The 18774-nt window shown below is 61.0% G+C and carries 17 protein-coding genes and 1 pseudogene; 8 read left to right on the top strand and 10 right to left on the bottom strand.

Annotated elements, in window-relative coordinates:
• Positions 1–129: 129 nt before the first annotated feature.
• From ASD31_RS24545 to ASD31_RS24535, 3 genes are all read left to right on the top strand, one after another.
• A complete protein-coding gene (locus ASD31_RS24545; protein WP_056340398.1) occupies positions 130–1029 on the top strand; it encodes a MurR/RpiR family transcriptional regulator in 900 nt (299 codons plus the stop codon).
• Positions 1019–2332 (top strand): glutamine synthetase family protein, encoded by a 1314-nt coding sequence (locus tag ASD31_RS24540; RefSeq protein ID WP_156392794.1) that lies wholly within the window; start codon positions 1019–1021, stop codon positions 2330–2332. The genes ASD31_RS24545 and ASD31_RS24540 overlap by 11 nt, the downstream gene beginning before the upstream one ends.
• Positions 2333–2542: 210 nt before the next feature.
• Positions 2543–4219, top strand: a complete 1677-nt coding sequence (locus tag ASD31_RS24535) for a sulfatase-like hydrolase/transferase (protein ID WP_056340395.1) — start codon at positions 2543–2545, stop codon at positions 4217–4219.
• A gap of 32 nt (positions 4220–4251) precedes the next feature.
• Here ASD31_RS24535 and ASD31_RS24530 read toward each other — a convergent pair whose 3' ends face one another.
• From ASD31_RS24530 to ASD31_RS24510, 5 genes are all read right to left on the bottom strand, one after another.
• The gene (locus ASD31_RS24530) at positions 4252–5331 is read right to left on the bottom strand and encodes a quaternary amine ABC transporter ATP-binding protein (protein WP_056340390.1); all 1080 of its coding nucleotides are present in this window, start codon (positions 5329–5331) and stop codon (positions 4252–4254) included.
• The gene (locus tag ASD31_RS24525; RefSeq protein ID WP_056340382.1) at positions 5324–6211 is read right to left on the bottom strand and encodes an ABC transporter permease; all 888 of its coding nucleotides are present in this window, start codon (positions 6209–6211) and stop codon (positions 5324–5326) included. The genes ASD31_RS24530 and ASD31_RS24525 overlap by 8 nt, the downstream gene beginning before the upstream one ends.
• Before the next feature lie 103 nt (positions 6212–6314).
• Complete coding sequence (locus tag ASD31_RS24520) at positions 6315–7316, bottom strand: ABC transporter substrate-binding protein (protein WP_056340742.1); 1002 nt, start codon at positions 7314–7316, stop codon at positions 6315–6317.
• A 73-nt stretch (positions 7317–7389) separates the two neighbouring features.
• Complete coding sequence (locus tag ASD31_RS24515; RefSeq protein WP_056340378.1) at positions 7390–8184, bottom strand: pyrroline-5-carboxylate reductase family protein; 795 nt, start codon at positions 8182–8184, stop codon at positions 7390–7392.
• 13 nt (positions 8185–8197) lie between these two features.
• The gene (locus ASD31_RS24510; RefSeq protein WP_056340375.1) at positions 8198–8827 is read right to left on the bottom strand and encodes a TetR/AcrR family transcriptional regulator; all 630 of its coding nucleotides are present in this window, start codon (positions 8825–8827) and stop codon (positions 8198–8200) included.
• A 148-nt stretch (positions 8828–8975) separates the two neighbouring features.
• On the opposite strand from ASD31_RS24510, the gene ASD31_RS24505 reads away from it, so the two are divergent.
• From ASD31_RS24505 to ASD31_RS25650, 4 genes and pseudogenes are all read left to right on the top strand, one after another.
• Entirely contained in the window at positions 8976–11012 is a 2037-nt protein-coding gene (locus ASD31_RS24505) for an NADH:flavin oxidoreductase (RefSeq protein WP_056340372.1), read from the top strand.
• Between the two features lie 52 nt (positions 11013–11064).
• A complete protein-coding gene (locus tag ASD31_RS24500) occupies positions 11065–11670 on the top strand; it encodes a dimethylsulfonioproprionate lyase family protein (protein WP_413813833.1) in 606 nt (201 codons plus the stop codon).
• Between the two features lie 55 nt (positions 11671–11725).
• Positions 11726–12245, top strand: a pseudogene (locus tag ASD31_RS27140) (alcohol dehydrogenase catalytic domain-containing protein); the annotation flags it as partial.
• 1 nt (position 12246) lies between these two features.
• Positions 12247–12936 (top strand): zinc-binding dehydrogenase (locus tag ASD31_RS25650; RefSeq protein WP_156392803.1); only part of this gene is annotated, 690 nt, incomplete at its 5' end.
• A gap of 104 nt (positions 12937–13040) precedes the next feature.
• On the opposite strand, the gene ASD31_RS24490 is transcribed toward ASD31_RS25650, so the two are convergent.
• Both ASD31_RS24490 and ASD31_RS24485 read right to left on the bottom strand, forming a co-directional pair.
• On the bottom strand, positions 13041–14132 hold the full coding sequence (locus ASD31_RS24490) for a hybrid-cluster NAD(P)-dependent oxidoreductase (protein ID WP_056340369.1): 1092 nt from the start codon (positions 14130–14132) through the stop codon (positions 13041–13043).
• Positions 14122–15375, bottom strand: coding sequence for an aromatic ring-hydroxylating oxygenase subunit alpha (locus ASD31_RS24485; RefSeq protein ID WP_056340366.1), 1254 nt, complete (start codon positions 15373–15375; stop codon positions 14122–14124). Before ASD31_RS24485 ends, ASD31_RS24490 begins: the two co-directional genes overlap by 11 nt.
• Before the next feature lie 159 nt (positions 15376–15534).
• Between ASD31_RS24485 and ASD31_RS24480 the strand changes: the two genes are divergently transcribed.
• A complete protein-coding gene (locus ASD31_RS24480) occupies positions 15535–16452 on the top strand; it encodes a LysR substrate-binding domain-containing protein (RefSeq protein WP_056340362.1) in 918 nt (305 codons plus the stop codon).
• Positions 16453–16545: 93 nt separating this feature from the next.
• On the opposite strand, the gene ASD31_RS24475 is transcribed toward ASD31_RS24480, so the two are convergent.
• The 3 genes from ASD31_RS24475 to ASD31_RS24465 form a co-directional block, all read right to left on the bottom strand.
• On the bottom strand, positions 16546–17043 hold the full coding sequence (locus ASD31_RS24475; RefSeq protein ID WP_056340359.1) for an SRPBCC family protein: 498 nt from the start codon (positions 17041–17043) through the stop codon (positions 16546–16548).
• Positions 17044–17113: 70 nt separating this feature from the next.
• A complete protein-coding gene (locus tag ASD31_RS24470) occupies positions 17114–18379 on the bottom strand; it encodes an RNA polymerase sigma factor (RefSeq protein ID WP_056340356.1) in 1266 nt (421 codons plus the stop codon).
• Entirely contained in the window at positions 18376–18750 is a 375-nt protein-coding gene (locus ASD31_RS24465; protein ID WP_056340353.1) for a YciI family protein, read from the bottom strand. Before ASD31_RS24465 ends, ASD31_RS24470 begins: the two co-directional genes overlap by 4 nt.
• Between the last annotated feature and the right edge of the window lie 24 nt (positions 18751–18774).

Below are 18774 nucleotides of genomic sequence, written 5' to 3'. Positions count from 1 at the left end.
GCAGCCGGCGGCGTGGTTTCAATGACCGGCAGTCAAAGAAATTTTTCGATCATAGTCAATCGAAATTTTCCATTTGACTAATTTTTTTCATGGAGCAAATATCCGCCGCAACAAAGGGAACGAAATCCGATGACCGATGGTAAATCATCGACGATCCGTACGAGGATACGCGAGGCCGCAGCGCAGCTGACGGCCAGCGAACGCAAGATCGCCAATGCCATTCTCGCCGATTATCCCTTCACCGGCCTTGAAAGCATCCAGGAACTGGCGGCGAAGACCGGCGTCAGCGCGCCCTCGATCACCCGCTTCGTCAGCAAGATCGGCTGTAGCGGCTTTCAGGACCTGCAGCGGCAACTGATTGCCGAACTCAAGGAGGGCCAGCGCTCGCCGCTCGACCTCAAATCCAGCCAGAAGCCGGTTGGCCAGTCGGAATTCCTGTCGGAATATGCCTCGCGCATCTCGACCGTTTTGCGGGAGATGACGGAGACGGTGTCGCAGGCGCAGTTCGACAGTCTTGCGGCGCTGCTCGCCGACCCCTCGCGCAACATCTTCCTGCTTGGCGGGCGAGTCAGCGACAGCATCGCCTCCTTTCTGTCGACCCATCTCCGGCAGATCCGCAGCGGCATCTACCATATGGCTGACAATCCGGAATTCTGGCCGGAGCACGTGCTGCGGATGCGCAGGAAGGATGTGGTGCTGCTCTTTGACTTCCGGCGCTACCAGAACAGCCTCTCGCGGCTTGCCGAGACGATTGCCGGGGAGCGCGGCGCAACGATCGTCGTCATTACAGATAAGTGGATGTCGCCCGCCGCCCGCAGCGCCGATCATGTCGTCGCACTTCCGATCGATGCCGGCACGGCCTGGGATACGGTGATCGCTGCCATGGCGCTCGTCGAGGCGCTGATCGTGCGCGTCTCGGAGACCGATTGGGAAGCAACGCAGAAACGCATCAAGGATTGGGACGGCATCCGCTTTGCGATGCCGGGCTATGACCAGGACAGGATCAACGGGGACGCAGATGAAACGTGAAGAAATGATGGTCGCCTGCTGTGGCGACCTGTCCGGCAAGGTGCGCGGCAAGGCCTTTCCGCTGGCGCAGATGGAAAAGCGCCTGAGGCGTGGCGTCGGCTGGACGCCGACCAATGTGCAGATCACCTGTTTCGACAACATTGCCGAAAGCCCGTTCGGCTCGCTCGGCGATCTCGTGCTCATCCCCGATCCGGCCACCAGCGTCAGCATCGAGAGCGAGGAAGGGGCGCCGAACGAGAACTTCGTGCTCGGCAATATCCGCTATACCGACGGCAGGCCTTGGGAGTTCTGCACGCGCTCGATCCTCGAGGCAGCGTTGGAGCGTCTGCAAAGAGTGGCGGGCGTGACCCTCTACGGTGCCTTCGAACATGAGTTCCAGATCAAGCATCTGGTCTCGGACGTCGGCAAGGCTTTCACGCTCGGCGGCTTCCAGGAGGAGCGGCATTTCTGCGAGGCGATCGTCGCCGCCATGCGCGAGGCGGGCGTCACGCCCGACACGATCCTCAAGGAGTTCGGCGCCGGCCAGTTCGAAGTCACGATGGGCCCGCAGAAGGGCGTCACCATCGCCGACCATTCGCTGATCACCCGCGAACTCGTCGGCCTCGTCGCGCGCGAGCTTGGCTATGATCCAACCTTCACGCCGATCCGCCACCCGGCCGGCGTCGGCAACGGCGTGCATGTGCATATCAGCATGCTGGATGCGGCCGGAAATCCGGTTACCCACGATCCGGATGGCAAGCACGAGCTTTCCGATGTCGCCGGCAAATTCGTCGCAGGCATCCTGAAATATCTCGATTCCATCATCGCTATCACAGCGCCGAGCGTCGTGTCCTATCTGCGGCTTACGCCGCATCGCTGGAGCGCTGCCTTCAACAATCTCGGTTTTCGCGATCGCGAGGCCTCCGTTCGCATCTGCCCGGTATCGGATATCAGCGATATCGCCCGCGCCGCCCAGTTCAATTTCGAGTTCCGCGCCGCCGACGGTGCCGCCAACCCGCATCTGGCGCTTGCCGCCATCGTCCACGCCGGCGTGCAGGGCATCGAAGAGGGCCTGGACGTGCCGGAGGCGACGCAGGAGGATCTGTCGCTGCTTGGCATGGAGGCTCTCGCCGCCCGTGGCTATGTCCGCCTGCCGCAGACGCTCGAGGCGGCACTTCTGCGCTTCAAGGAAAACCGGACGGTCTGCGACTGGTTCCCGGAGGGCTTCGCGGATGTCTATGTCAAGCACAAGGAAGGCGAGATCGCCTATCTGGCCGGCAAGACCCAGGCCGAAATCTGCGCGGCCTATGAAAGCGCATACTGACGGGCATGTTATGGCTTGATCGCTTGGTCGGGCGGTGTTCGACCACGGTCGGAGGATCAAGCTATCGGAAGTTCGATCTGCTTCTGAATGGTGCAGTTTTCAAGCGGTTGTTCGGCTGGAACCACGGTTAGATTGCATTTTAGCAAATGCTTTAATCCATCGTCAAAGCTGTTGCCGTATGACAGTTTTATGTCAGCCGGATCCTGAGCGATGTTCAACCGAAAAGTGCTTTTCAGTTTCGAGGCGGTCGCGCTCGTCGTTGGCGCGGTGGCCTATTTTCTGCTGGTTCGCTATTTCGATACGCGCTGGCGCTTCATGCCCTATACGTTCGCCTTCACATTCGCCTTTTCGGCCATTGTTTTCCTCGCCACCAAACGCGTCGTCTTCTCACTCTACACGGCTGGAACGATCGTCATTCTGCTGGCCATCGTCTCCGCGGTAAAGTTCCGCCTCAAGGGGTTGGCGCTGCATCTCTTTGACTTCGTCTTCACCGGAACCGATGCCGCCACGGTGAAATTCCTGCTGGCGAACTATACTTCCATCGGTGTCCTCTCGCTTCTGGCTGTTGCGATCGCCATCGGTTGCCTGACATTTCTCTATCGCCGCGAGCGTCCCTTGCGCTTCCGCTGGCGCGCTGGTGCGCCAGCCTTCGTCGTGGCCTTTGCCACCGCCTACGCCGCCCATCCTTCTCATGATCCGCGCGAGGCCGACTTTCTGCCCTATGTCGCGGGCTATAACGCCTCCGCGTTCCCGCTGTCCTTCGCCAATGTGCCCGACATGATCGGCTGGGTTCCGCTTGCAAGAAAGTTCGACCATATCGACGGCTCGGTGGCCATGGCGAACACGGCCGATTGCGGTGCGGATCGCAGCAAGCCGGATTTCATGATGATCCTTTCGGAAAGCCAGTCATCGCCGCTGGTTTTTCCTGAGCTTTCATTCCCGAAAGCCGTGACGGACAGTTACCGGTCGGACGACGGCACCATCAAGCCGCTCTATGTCGAGACGGTTGGTGGTGGCACATGGATGACGAATTTCACGGTCCTGACGAGCCTTTCCAGCGCCGATTTCGGCTGGCAGGCCGCTTATGTCACCCGCGTGCTAGACGGAAGAATCAAGGGCGCACTGCCCGAAGTTCTGGCGCGATGCGGATACCGCACCATCACCGTCATGCCGATGCCGACGATTGCGTTCAACGAAGGTCCGTTCCTGAAATCCATCGGCTTTCAGGAGGTATTCGGTGCCGAGACGACCGGCCACGAGCCGATGAGCGTCCGCGACAAGGTGTATTTCGACTATGTGAACGCGCTGATCGAAAAGCATCGGAAGGAAGACGGCCGCCCTCTCTTCATTGCCATTCAAACCATGTTCACGCATGCACCCTATGAATCCGTTCTCCTGCCGGAGCCGAAAGAGCCTGCGTCGCACTACAACAAGTCGGCGGACCTCAACGAATATATGCGCCGTATCGCGCTTGCGCGGCAGGATCTGCAGGCCTTCCTCGGGAAGAGAAAAGCAGAGCCCGGCCCGCGCGGAACCCTGGTCATGGAGTTCGGCGACCATCAATCCGTTGCGACGCGCGACATGGTGCTTTCGAGTTCGCCGGAAAATCTGCTCACGGACCTGCGCTCGAAAATCTACGAGACCTATTACGCCGTCCACGCCTATGACACGCCGATCGACTTCTCGGGCCTCGACCAGCCCGAAGACGCCACTTTCCTGATCCCCCGGCTGATCGCAGCAGCCAAGCTGCCGACCTCGCCGAAATATCGCGACCTCGTTGCCCTCAGCGACCATTGCCTTGGCCGCTTCCACACCTGCGAAGACCGGATTTCGGTCGATCGCCACCTGAAGGGCCTGGTTGCTGGCGGGCTGCTATGGGTCGAGTGACCTGTCAGGCTTGATCTTTCCGATGCCCCTCGCTAGCCCGCCATGGCCGGCGCTGCGGCCGAAGGAGAGGTGGTGCCGTGAGCGCTCACGATTGCGCCCGCAAGCTGACGGAGCGTCACCACGCCGAGCGGCTTGCCGGTAGGATCAACGACGGTCACGTCCTTCTCAGGCCCGGAAACGAGCAAGCGGACGGCTTCCTCGATCGTGGTTCCGGCAGCAATCGTCGGCCCTGATGGAGCGGCGTGGCCAGCCAGTGGCTGCATGACGGCCTCGACATGCACGACGCGGCCGCGGTTCACATCCTTCACGAAATTCGCCACATAATCATCCGCAGGGCGCAGGACGATGTCCTGGCTGGTGCCCTGCTGGATGACCTCGCCGTCGCGCAGGATGGCGATCTGGTCTCCCAACCGCAACGCCTCGTCCAGGTCATGGGTGATGAAGACGATGGTCTTCTTGATTTCCTTCTGGAGGTCCAGAAGAATCGTCTGCATGTCTGAGCGGATTAGCGGATCGAGCGCCGAATAGGCCTCGTCCATCAGGAGAACGGGCGCATCATTGGCCAGCGCCCGTGCAAGGCCGACACGCTGTTGCATGCCGCCCGACAACTGATTGGGATATTTCTGTTCGAAGCCCTTGAGGCCGACCTGCTCCAGCCACCTCATCGCGGTATCGGCGCGGACCGACTGCGGCAAGCCTTGCACCTCGAGGCCGAAGACCGTGTTGTCGAGGACGTTGCGATGGGGAAGAAGAGCGAATTTCTGGAACACCATCGCCGTCTGCTGGCGCCGGAATTCGCGAAGATCCGTCTCCGACATCTTCACCACATCCACGCCGTCGACAAGGACTTCGCCGGACGTCGGATCGATCAGGCGATTGATATGTCGGATAAGCGTGGACTTGCCGGAGCCGGAAAGCCCCATGATCACCTGGATGCGACCCGAGGGGATTTCGATATTGATATCCCGCAGCCCGAGAACATGGCCGTGTTTCTCGTTCAGCTCCGTCTTGGTCAGTCCGTTCTTGACGGATTCGATGTGTGCCGCGGCGTTGGGGCCGAAGATCTTGTAGAGTTCGCGGATCTTGATGCCGCCGAATGCATGCTCAGCCATGGACGATCTCCCGATGCTTCTGGAGCCGTTTGCCATAAGCCTGGCTGACCCGGTCGAAGATGATGGCGATGCCGACGATGGCAAGGCCGTTGAACATGCCGAGCGTGAAATACTGGTTGGCGATTGCCTTGAGTACCGGCTGGCCCAGCCCCTGCACGCCGATCATCGAGGCGATCACGACCATGGCGAGCGCCATCATGATCGTCTGGTTGATCCCGGCCATGATGGTGGGAAGGGCGAGCGGCAACTGCACCTTGAAGAGCTTCTGCTTGCCAGACGCGCCGAATGCATCGGCAGCTTCAAGAACGTCCCGGTCGACGAGGCGGATGCCGAGGTCGGTAAGCCGGATCATCGGAGGAATCGCATAGATGACGACGGCGATCAGGCCGGGCACCTTGCCGATGCCGAGAAGCATGACGACGGGGATCAGGTAGACGAAGCTCGGCATCGTCTGCATGACGTCGAGGATCGGATTGATCACTCGCTGGACGCGATTGGAACGGGACATGAGAATGCCGATCGGAATGCCGATCGCGATGGAGAGAACGGTGCAGACGAAGATCATGGCGATCGTTCGCATCGTGTCGTCCCACATGTCGAAATAGCCGATCAGCAGCAATGTCACGAAACAGCCGCCCACAATGCGCAGGTTTCTCGTTGCAGCCCATGCGATCGCGGCGATCAGGAGTATGATAATGGGCCATGGCGTCTGCGTCATGAACCGGTCCGCAGCAATCAGGAAATGCTGCAAGGGGGAAAAGAGAAATTCGATCGTATCGCCATAACTGCGGGTGAAAGCGCGAAAGCCTTCGTCAATGGCCTTCTTGAGGCTGCGAAGAGCGTCGTCGTTCATATGCGGGAATTTATAAAACCAGTCCATTCTGTTCCCCCTACGAGAAAAAGCCGGCGGTTATTTTTGTTGCTCGGCTTTGGAAAGTGCGATGCGCTTTCGCGCATCGCACAAGACGGTCGGGTCGAAAGCGTCAGAGAGCCGCTTCGATCTTCGTGGCGGCTTCCGGGGAAACCCACTGCTTCCACAGGTCAGGGTTTTCCTGGAGGAACTGCTTGGCGCCATCCTCGCCGCTGGCCTGGTTGTCGGTCATCCATGCCATCAGCTTGTTGACGGTTTCGTTCGTCCAGGAACGTTTCGTCAGATAGTCCATCACGTCGGTCCCAACCCGCTCGGAGAAGGGCTTTGCGACGAGCGTTACGATCGTGTCCACCGGCCAGGCATTCGGCTTCGGGTCGGGGCAGTCGGCAACGGTATTGCAACGCTTCCATTCGGCCGCGTCATTCTCTACGCCGGCCTTTAACTGCACCATCGGATATTTGCCGAGAAGCGCCGTCGGGGCCCAGTAATAGGTGGCGAAGTCTTCCTTGCGCTCGTAAGCCTTGGCGATCGAACCATCGAGACCGGCAGCAGAACCCGTATCGACGAGCTTGAAGCCCGCCTTCTCGCCTTCATATGCCTTGAAGAGCTGCGAGGTAACGACCGTTCCGCCCCAGCCCTGCGGGCCGTTGAAGATCGCGCCCTTGCTCGAATCTTCCTCGTCCGGGAAAAGCTCCGGGTGCTTCAGGAGGTCGGGGATCGTCTTGATGTCCGGATGGGCTTCCGCAGTATATTTCGGAATCCACCAGCCCTGGTTGCCGCCATCAGGCAGCGGCGAGCCGACCTGGATGATGCGGCCTTCTTCCGTGCCCTTCTTGACGACGTCCGGCAGCAGGTCGATCCAGGCTTCCGGCGCGATGTCGGGCTGGCCCTTTTCGGCCATCGACGTGATCGTCGGAACGGTATCGCCGATGGTGATCTCGGCGTTGCAGCCGTATCCCTCGTTCAGAATGAATTTATCAAGGTTCGAAAGGACTTCGGCGCTCTGCCAGTTCATGCTGGCGATCGAGACATCACCGCAATCCGCCGCACTGGCGATCGACGCTCCGCCAAGGACGCCGAACATCAGGCAGGTAGATGCAAGCAGTTTCTTCATTTTCGTTCCCTCTTCTTTCTTCTTGCGGCGATGCTTCAAAGCGGGATGCCGCATATTCCCGCTCCAACGGCCGTTAGGAGGCGTCTCCCATACTTACCGATTTCTTGAACGCGGTCGCTAGTCCATTTGCGACGGCTGCTTCAAACCCTGCATTTCGCATTGCTTCGATCGCGGCGGCAGTCGTGCCGCGATAGTCGAGAAATGTTTCGACAATGTCGGAAGGGCATTCGTTTCGCTGTTCGAAAAGGCGGCCGGCACCCATGATGAGAGTGTTGACGGCTCGCCGGGCAATGACGGGATCAAGGCCGTGCGAAACGGCGTCCTTCATCATCGCGGCGGCCAAAAGTGCCGGAAATGCCGGTCCGGAGCCAGACAGGCCGGTGAGATAATCGATCTCTGCTTCACCGGGGACCTCGTCCTGCGTGCCACAGGCGTCGAAGACCGCCCGCACGATGGCCCTGTCGTCCTCGGTAACGTCGGCGGTGGCGATCCAGGGCGTGTAGGATTTTCCCACTTCGGCGGCCGCATTCGGCAAGGAACGGACGACACGAAGGGTCTGGTGATGCCGGCAAAGCGCATCCAGGCGAATGCCGGCCATGACGGAGACAAGGAGTTTACCCGCCGCATCGACCGCCAGGCCATGCCAGTCGGCGGGGCGGACGGAGAGAAAGATCACGTCGGAGCGATCCGCAAGGGCCTGGTTGTCCGTTGTCCAGACGCAGTTCGGCAAACGGTCCGGACGCTGCGTGCGGTAGGAGAGGGTCAGGTTTTCGGCTTGCACGATGCCCGCGTCGAGCATGGCATCGGCAATTGCCCCGCCGAGCCAGCCGGCGCCTCCGATTATCCCAATCCTCAAAGGACCGCCCATATCCAACTTTCTCTCAATCGGGTTTGTAGCCATGCCGGGAGAAGAAGCGGTCGAGCTCCCTCTGCAGCGGCGCCTGGCCGGTGTAGATCTCTATATATTCGGGAATCCGCTTCATGCGGATGGCGAGTTCCTCGCTGGACTGCATCGAGATATATCCGATCTGGACCAGATAGGTGGTGCGCGCGCGGACGTCGGCGGCGGTCTCGTCGCAACCGAAGCGCTGGAACATCCGGCCCAGCGCTTCCAGGCGTGTCTGGTCCGCGAGTTGAACCTCGGCGAGAATGTCCGACGATTGTAATGCCCAACTGCGGACCGCGAACTCGAACTGGGAGTCGAACAGGTCCTTGTTCAGCCAGCAGTCGAAAACGTTCAGCATCGCCTCCGCGAGCGATTCCGCATAGGCTTCAGACTGCTTGACGATGTTGCCGGTATTCTTCTCTCGCCAGAGCGTGATCAGCGCGCCCAGGAGTTCTTCCCTGTCCTTGAAGAACCAGTAGAAGCTGGTGCGGGAAAGGTTCAGTCTCTTTGCCAGCGGCAGGATCTTGACCGAATCCACGCCGGATTCGAGCAGGGCATCATAGGCTGCCTCAAGCCACCCTTCATGAGATCCACGCCAGCCGTTGTCCATCACCGCCTGTTCCATGAATAATTCCTAACAAGTCAATTCGGGGATGACAAGTAAAAATGTACATCGATGTCGATACTCAAAACTCTCCTGTTTTTGAGCGTTGACATATGTGTACATTCCCGCTTAGCCTAGCGGAGAAAATCCCCAGACCGGAGCCAGTCGCATGTCGAACGATCCCCTGCTTCAGCCCTATAAACTGAAGCATTTGACACTTCGCAACCGCATCATCGTGACCTCGCACGAACCGGCCTATCCGGATGACGGAATGCCGAAGGAGCGCTATCGGGCCTATACCGTGGAGCGGGCCAAAGGCGGCGTGGCGATGACCATGACGGCCGGCTCTGCCGCCGTTTCGAAAGACAGCCCTCCGGTCTTCAATAATCTGCTCGCCTACAAGGACGAGATCGTCCCGTGGCTGCGGGAAATGACCGACGCCGTCCATGAGCAGGGCGCAGCCATCATGATCCAGCTGACGCATCTCGGGCGCCGTACGCGCTGGGACAAGGGGGACTGGCTGCCGGTCGTCGCGCCCTCCCACCATCGCGAAGCCTCGCATCGCGCCTTCCCGAAGAAACTGGAAGACTGGGATATCCAGCGCATCATCAAGGATTTTGCCGACGCCGCGGAACGCATGAAGGCGGGTGGCATGGATGGGGTCGAGCTGGAGGCCTATGGTCACCTGATCGACCAGTTCACTTCGCCGCTGACGAATGAACTCGACGGCCCCTATGGCGGCTCTCTCGATAACCGCATGCGCTTCTGTTTCGATGTGTTCAGGGCGATGCGCGAGCGGGTTGGCGAAGATTTCATCCTGGGCGTCCGCTACACCGCCGACGAATGTCTTCCCGGCGGGACCGGAAAGGCCGAAGGCATCGAGATTTCCAGGCGGTTGCGGGACAGCGGCCTGATCGACTATCTGAATGTCATTCGCGGTCATATCGACACGGATGCCGGCCTGACCGACGTCATTCCGATCCAGGGCATGGCGAGCGCACCGCATCTGGATTTTGCCGGCGATGTTCGCGCCGCAACGAAATTTCCGACCTTCCATGCGGCGAAGATCCAGGATGTCGCCACCGCACGTCATGCCATCGCGACCGGCAAGGTCGACATGATCGGCATGACCCGCGCCCACATGACCGACCCGCATATCCTGCGCAAGATCATCGAAAAGCGCGAGGACGATATCCGTCCCTGTGTCGGCGCCAATTACTGTCTCGACCGCATCTACCAGGGCGGGATGGCCTTCTGCATCCACAATGCGGCAACCGGCCGCGAGGAGACCATGCCGCACAGCATCCCCAAGGCGGATCTGCGCAGGAAAATCGTCATCGTCGGTGCCGGCCCGGCCGGCCTCGAGGCGGCGCGCGTCGCGGCCGAGCGCGGCCATGAGGTTGTGGTCTTCGAGGCAGCGAACAATCCCGGCGGCCAGATCCGGCTCACCGCGCAGAACGAACGCCGGCGCGAAATGATCGGCATCATCGACTGGCGCATGAGCCAGTGTCAGAAGCTCGGCGTCACCTTCCATTTCAACAGCTGGGCCGAGGCCGATATGATCGCGGCCGAAAAACCGGATGTCGTCATCATCGCGACGGGCGGCCTGCCGCATACGGAGGTCCTGTCCAGGGGCAACGACCTGGTCGTGTCGTCCTGGGACATCATTTCGGGTGATGTGAAGCCCGGCACCAATGTACTGGTCTTCGACGATGCCGGCGACCATGCCGGCCTGCAGGCGGCGGAAACCCTGGCCAAGGCCGGTGCAAAGGTCGAGATCATGACCCCCGACCGCTCCTTTGCGCCGGAAGTCATGGCGATGAACCTCGTTCCCTATATGCGCTCGCTGCAGAAGCTCGACGTGACCTTCACCGTCACCTATCGGCTGGATGCTGCCGAAAAGAGCGGCAACCAGATCATCGCCCATGTCGGCAGCGACTATGGCGGCGTCGCCAGGCAGCAGGTGGTCGATCAGATCGTCGTCAATCACGGCACCATCCCGCTGGACGACCTTTATTTCGAATTGAAACCCGGATCGAGAAATCTCGGCGAAGTCTCCTATGACGAGCTGCTTACCGGCGCGCCGCAAACCGTGGATCGCAATCCGGCCGGCACCTACCAGCTCTTCCGGATCGGCGATGCCGTGGCCGCGCGCAATACCCATGCGGCGATCTATGATGCGCTGCGGCTGGCCAAGGATCTCTGACGATGGCGGCGGCCTGGCCCGCCGCTCCGCTTTTCAAGAACGAGGGACTATCATGGTGCGAAACGACCTCCTGCAGGGCTTCATCGACGCGGCATTTACGGCCTTCGATCAATGTGCCGGGGATGAGAGCGCTCGCCGCTCGCTGAAGCAGATATCTGCAAATCTGGAGATACCGGAGCCGGCCCGTCCCGATATTGCAAGGCGCCTTCCCGTCTGCGATCGCTATCTCGAAGGTGCTCTGGCGACAAAGACCGGACAGCCGACGCTGGATGTCCTGATCGAACGGTTCAAGGCGCTCGAGCCCATGCTTGAATGGAAGCCGAGGACGAGCAATGACGGTTCGGCGAGCGAAAATTTTGCCGAGAGCCACGCCAATACGATGATCATCGGGCCGGGCGGCTTCGAAGATCGCAGGGATCTGTGGTTCGGTGCGACATTGATGGCGCCGGGCGTGCGGTATCCCGACCATGACCATTCGCCTGAGGAAACCTATCTCGTCCTGTCCGAAGGCGAGTTCAGGCACGGCGATAGCGACTGGTTCTCGCCCGGAATCGGCGGCTCCTTTTATAATCCGCCGGGGATCAAGCACACCATGCGCTCAGGGGAAAAGCCGCTGTTTGCTTTCTGGGCCCTGCTGGTGGACCAGCCAAAACACTGACCGGATGCCGGCCGGGCGGCCGCATCCCGATATTTGAAAGACCAAGGAGACAGACATGGACGTACGCGCGGCGGTTGCCGTTATCATGACCGTTCAGCTCGAGGGCCCGCGGGCCGGCGAGGTTCTGGTCGAGGTGAAGGCGACCGGCATCTGCCATACGGACGAATTCACTTTGTCGGGTGCTGATCCGGAAGGCATCTTTCCGGCCATCCTCGGCCATGAGGGTGCCGGCGTCGTCGTCGATGTCGGCCCGGGCGTCACGTCGCTGAAGAAGGGCGACCATGTCATTCCGCTCTATACGCCGGAATGCCGGGAATGTTATTCCTGCCTGTCGCGCAAGACCAATCTCTGCACCTCGATCCGCGCCACCCAGGGCCAAGGCCTGATGCCGGACGGCACCTCGCGCTTTTCCATCGGCAAGGACAAGATCTTCCACTATATGGGCTGCTCGACCTTCGCCAATTTCACGGTSCTGCCGGAGATTGCGCTGGCCAAGGTCAATCCCGACGCGCCCTTCGACAAGATCTGCTATATCGGCTGCGGCGTCACCACCGGCATCGGTGCGGTCATCAACANCTGCCGGAGATTGCGCTGGCCAAGGTCAATCCCGACGCGCCCTTCGACAAGATCTGCTATATCGGCTGCGGCGTCACCACCGGCATCGGTGCGGTCATCAACACGGCCAAGGTCGAGATCGGCGCGACCGCCATCGTCTTCGGCCTCGGCGGCATCGGTCTCAACGTGCTGCAGGGTTTGCGTCTGGCCGGCGCCGACATGATCATCGGCGTCGATATCAATCCGGACCGCAAGGCCTGGGGCGAAAAGTTCGGCATGACGCATTTCGTCAATCCGAAGGAGGTCGAGGGCGACATCGTCCCCTATCTCGTCAACATGACGAAGCGCAACGGCGACACGATCGGCGGGGCCGACTACACCTTCGACTGCACCGGCAATACCAAGGTGATGCGCCAGGCGCTGGAGGCATCCCATCGCGGCTGGGGCAAATCGGTGATCATCGGCGTTGCCGGCGCCGGCCAGGAAATCTCCACCCGTCCGTTCCAGCTCGTCACCGGCCGCACCTGGATGGGCACCGCGTTTGGCGGCGCGCGCGGCCGCACCGATGTGCCGAAGATCGTCGATTGGTACATGGAGGGCAAGATCCAGATCGATCCGATGATCACCCACACCATGCCGCTTGAGGATATCAACAAGGGCTTCGATCTCATGCATGCCGGGGAAAGCATCAGGAGCGTGGTGGTGTACTGACGACGGCGACGATCCGGGCTCTGCAATGACAGCCGGCGGACGCCTGTTCGCATCCGCCGAAAATTTTCTCATCTGCGCATCATCAGTGGGAGGCCGGTCTTCCACTAACGATCGATCACCAGGTCGCTGAGCGGCCTGGAGCAGCAGGGCAGGAACAGGCCGGCATCGATCTCCCTCTGCCGGATCCCGCCATTGTGCTTCATGTCCACCGCCCCGGACAGGAGCTTCGACTTGCACGTGCCGCAAACGCCATTGGCGCAGGATGACGGGATCCTGACGCCGGCTTTTTTGGCGCAGGAGAGAATCGTCTGTTCTCCGGATATTTCGATCTTTCGGGACTGCTTGGCGAATTCCACCTGGAACAGGGCGACCTGTGGCATCTCGGCCGGAGCGGGCGGGGCTTCGTCGAGCACGGCGGCATCGAAGCTTTCCTCGATATAGTTCGAGACCGGCACGCCGAGATCGGAAACCACTTTGCGGGCTGCGGCCATAAAGGGCGCGGGGCCGCAGCACAGGACGGTTCGCTCGGCGATATCGGGCACCGTAAGCGCCATGAGTTCAGCAGAAATCCGGCCGGAAAGCCCAGGCCAGGACGGCTCGCCGGCAAGGACCTCCGGAAGCATATAGAGGCGCAATCCCTTGATCCTCTTTGCCAGGAAAGAAAGCTCTTCCCGGAAGATCAGATCCTTCGGCGACCTTCCGGCGTGCAGGAAGACGATGTCGGCCGGCTCGCAGCTGTCGGCAAGTTCCCGCACCATGGACATGACAGGCGTGATGCCCGAGCCGCCGGAGAGAAGAAGAAGCTTGCCGCCGGTGCCTCGCGGCCGTGCGAAGATCCCGAGCGGACCGTTCGCCTTCACGCGAGATCCGACCTGGAGCGTGTCGTGCAGCCAGTTCGACACTTTTCCGCCTGCCACGCGCTTGACCGTGATCGAAAAGGCATTCTTGCGATGGGGCGAGGAGGATATGCTGTAGCAGCGGCTTTCGATGCCGCCGCCGAGCTCGAAGTCGAACAGGAAATACTGGCCTGCTTCGAAGCCGAAATGCTTTCCCTCCGGACAGGCGAGCGTGAAGGTCTTCACGTCATGCGTTTCCTGATGCACATCGACGCAGACCAATATGTCGTCGTCTTCGCGGCTCCAGATCCTGGCGGCGCCGGCGGCAGAGGACGCGGCGGGGGTTGTGCTAATATCCATGGGCGCGCATCCGATCGATGTACCAGGTGGCGAATTTGTCGAGATTGGTCTCGGAGAAGGGCGAGTAGGGGCCGGGTACATAGGCGGGGTCCTCGACGCCGGCATGCGAGCGGGCGACAAGCTCGGAGTCCTGGTCGGTCGTCGCGAGCCAGACATCCGTCAGTTTCTGCAAATCGTAATCGACGCCCTCGACCGCATCCTTGTGAACCAGCCATTTCGTGCGGACCAGGGTTCGGTCGGGCGAGAGCGGGGTGATGATGGACACGACCGCATGATCGCCCATGAAATGCTTCCAGCTGTTGTGCCCCCACAGATGCGTGTCGCCCAGGTCCTTGCGGGTCATGGTGCCCAGCAGTTTCGATGAGGCCGCCGTCGCATCCGGTGTTTGCGATTCACCGGCTCCGGCGATGATCAGGCGCTGGGTGCGGAAATTGGTCTCGCAATCGACGAGTTGCTCGACCGCGGCGGATGGATGACCGTCGGCTTCCCAGGCCTGGATTCTCTCGGCATAGAGAGCCTGATGCTGCTCGGCCTGTTCCCTGTCTTCCGGGCTCAGGCTTTCGGGATCAAAGCCGAAATCGAGATCGACGAAGGACACGCACAGTTCGGGATGGTTGGCGGAACAATGGTAGCATTCGCGGTTGTTCTCAATGGTAAGCTTCCAGTTACCATTCTCGATGACGTCGGTCTGATGCGCGACCTTGGCATTGCGGATGTCGTAAGGGGCGAGCCGTTTCTCCATCACCGTCTCGAGATGGGCGATATCCTTGGGTGGATCATCGGAAAGACAGGCATAGATCAGGCCGCCGATGGACTTGAAGGCAACGGGCTTCAAGCTCTTGCAGCTCTTGTCGAAATCCGCGCCCATATGCGGCGCATGGGCAAGCTCCCCGCTCAGGTCGTAGGTCCATTGATGATAGGGACAGACGAGCTTCGAGATCACGGTGGGGCCGCCATCGAGAAGCCGCGAGCCCCGGTGGCGGCAGACATTGTGGACGACGCGCAGCTCCCCATCGTCGTCGCGCAGGATGATCAGGCTGGACTTGCCGATATCGACGACGGTGGCGTCCCCCGCTTCGGGGACATCGCATTCGAGCCCGATGCAGATCCAATGGCGCCGGAAGAAGACGTCGAGGTCGGCCGCGAAGGCCTCCTCGCTGATATAGAGCCCGGCGGGGAGGGCGTGCCCATGGACACGCGCATCGAGCAGCGAGGAGATGGGGGATCGGAAGGTCTGAAGCATAATCTCACCTCATGGATATTGACTGCAGCATTCGTCTAAAGCCTTTAGTTTTCAACGGCAGAAATTGGCCGCATTGACATAATTAAAAGTAATGGAAAGAGTGCGATCGTCGGCCAATCCAGTCTCCCGCCGGCCAAAACTGGTGAAAGGGTTTTCTTCGTGAATTTGCGCAGGAAATTGCCTCCGCTCAGCGGCTTGCTGGCCTTCGAAGCGGTTGCCCGCATCGGAAGTTTCACCAGGGCGGCACGCGAACTCGGCGTTACCCAGGCGGCCGTCAGCCGTCAGATTCATTTGCTGGAGGAGGGGTTCGGCTTTCCCCTGTTCCAGCGGCTCCATCGCAGCATCGAGCTTACCGATCAGGGGCGGGTTCTCTCGGCCGCCGCGACATCCGGTTTCAACCTCATTGCAGATGCGATCGAAGACTTGAGAAAGGAGGAAACGGCGGAGGAGCTGACGATCTCCGCAAGTGTCGCCTTTTCCCATTTCTGGCTTCTGCCCCGGATATCGTCGTTTTCCAAGGAGCATCCGGAAACCGCGATCCGGATCATTTCACAGGACAATAGCGAGAATAGGAAAGACAGCGAGATCGATCTGGCCATCCGATATGGAAACGGAACATGGTCCGACGGCCGAGCGGAGCTTTTGTTCGAGGACGAGATTTTTCCCGTTTGCAGCCAGGATTATGCCGAGAAAATGACGGGCATGGCGGATCTGCCCGATTTGCTGCGTCATCCCTTGATCAGCTACGATTCCCCGGATCCGAACTGGATGGGCTGGGACGAGTGGCTCGCCGCCTTCTCGATCCAGGCGCCGAGGCGCAAACTCGGTATGCGATGCAGCTTCTATATGGAGGCGATTTACGCGGCCGTGAACGGTCAGGGCATCGCGCTGGGCTGGAATCGGCTCGTGGAGAACCTGCTGGACCAGAAGACGCTCGTCCGACTGACGGACCAGTCGATCATGACGCGGAACGGATATTTCGTCATCGTCCCGGCGCGAAGCGCCAAGCGCGCGCGCGCGATGCAGTTCATCGAATGGTTGAAGGCCGAAGCACACCCGCATGTGCCGAGCGGTTAGGGTCCTTCAGGCGCCATCAGTCGTGACGGTTGTCCCGCGTTCAGCCCGGGCAAGAAAGGCCGGCGTGGTTGCGCCGGCCCTTGGAAGGGATCGTCACAGCGCCGCGGCGACCTTTGCCATCTGCTCGGCGCATTGGCCCCAGCCTTCGTGGAAGCCCATCTTCTCGTGCGCAACGCGGTCCTCCACCGTCCAGTGGCGCGCCCGCGCGGTATAGCGGGTCTTGCCGTCCTCCTCCTCGAAGGTCAGGATCAGTGTCATGAACGGCTTTTCCGAGGGCTGCCACGCCTTGCTATAGGCGTCGGTCGAGACGATCTTCTCGTTCTCCACCACCTCCAGATAAACGCCGTGGTTCGGATAATCCACGCCCTCGGGCGAGCGCATGACGACGCGGCTGCTGCCGCCGGGCCGGACATCGACTTCGGCCTCCGGTGTCGTCCAGGGCGCCGGCGCAAACCAGCGAACCAGGAGCTTGGGATCGGTCCAGGCCCGGTAAAGCTTTTCGCGGGGAATGTCGTAGAGGCGAGTCAGGACGAGGTCGCGATCCTCATCGGAAGACGCGGGCACGGGATGGTAATCGGTCTGGCTGGTCATCTTCGGGTCCTTTCGTTTGTGACTGAACCAAGGACGCCAGCCATCCGGACGATCCTACATCGCCGCGAGATTATTTTCCCGGTTCTGCCGAAACGGCGTCTTTCTCCAGGCGATCGAGCTGCATGCGGATATGGGCCGCTTCCGCCGCCGAGCTCGAAAGCGCGATCGCCCGGTCGAAGGCGAACTTCGCCTCCCGGTGCCGGCCCATCTGCATTAACAACCAGCCGTGCAGGCCGTGGAAATAGAAATAGGTGTCGAGGCTTCCGGAAAGTGGCTCGATCCATGCCAGACCCGCCTCCGGTCCCTTGAGCTTGGCGATGGCGACGGCGCGATTGAGGGAGACGACCGGAGAGGGCTGCAAGTGCTCGAGCGTGGCATAGAGACGGTCGATCTGTGCCCAGTCGGTGTCGGCCGGCGTCTCGGCGCGGGCATGAAGGGCTGCGATCGCGGCCTGCACTTGGTAAATGCCTGGACGGCGATGGCGTATCGCCTTGTCGAGAAGCGAGAAGGCCTCCGTCATCATCGGGCGGCTCCATAGCGAACGATCCTGGTCGTCAAGGAGAATGATGGCGCCGTCATCGTCGAAGCGGGCTTCCAGACGCGAGTGCTGAATGAGGAGCAGAGCCGCCAGCCCCATGATCTCGGGTTCCGCCGGGAAGAGCCGCAGCAGCAGGCGCGTCAGGCGGATGGCCTCGTCGCAGAGGTCGGAGGAGACGCTTCCCGGCCCGCTTGCCGCCGAATAGCCCTCGTTGAAGACGAGATAGATCATCGCTGCGACCATAGTCAGCCGGTTCGCACGCTCGCCGGCATCCGGTGCATCGAAGGACAGGTCGGCGGCGGCGATGCGTGCCTTTGCCCGGGTAATGCGCTGCTCCATGGCCGCCTCGCCGACGAGGAAGGCGCGGGCGATCTGGCGCACCGACAGGCCGGACACGATCCGCAGCGCCAGCGCAACCTGCTGGGTGGCGGGCAGCGACGGATTGGAACAGATGAACAGCAGTCTAAGAATGTCGTCGCGGTAATGGGCGCCGTCCAGGCGCTCGGCCATGTCGGCCTCCGCGTCGTCGAGGTCGGAAAGCAGGTCTTCGTCGGGCAGGACGGTTTCGCGCGCCTTGCGGCGTATCTGGTCGATGCCGCTGTTCCTGCCGACGAAAATCAGCCAGGCAGCGGGATCACGCGGTGGGCCGGTGCGCGGCCAGGTTTTCAGCGCCCGCAGGCAGGCTTCCTGAAAGGCTTCCTCGGCAAGGTCGAGATTGCGGAAATAGCGAAGCAGGGCGCCCATCGCCTGGGGCCGCGCTCCCGATAATGCATCATCGATCCATGCCGTGTCGTTCATGTGGGAAGCTCGCTCGGTTTATAGAGGGCGATCGGGCGTATTTCATAGGAGCCCATGCCGGGATTGGCCCGGGCCAGGTCACGGGCTGCGTCGATCGCCTCTTCGAGGGACATGCAGTCAACGACGAAGAAGCCGAGAAACTGCTCTTTCGTCTCGGCAAAGGGGCCGTCGATGACCAGCGGCTCGCCGGCGCCCTTGCGCAGGGTGGTGGCGCTGGTGGTCGGCAGGAGGCGTGCGACCGGCCCGAGCTTGCCTGCCTTGGCAAGCTTTTCCTGGACGGCGGCGAGGTCGCGCATGACGATCGCATCCTCCTCAGCGCTCCAGGCGCCGACGGCATTTTCATCATTGTAGCAAAGGATGGCGTAGAGCATCGGGTTCCTCATCTCTTGAAAGAC

The sequence above is a fragment of the Rhizobium sp. Root482 genome (assembly GCF_001426565.1).
In the GTDB taxonomy this organism is placed as follows: Bacteria; Pseudomonadota; Alphaproteobacteria; order Rhizobiales; family Rhizobiaceae; genus Pararhizobium.
The sequence above is the reverse complement of the archived record's forward strand: the minus strand, read 5'-3'. Positions and strand labels throughout refer to the sequence as shown.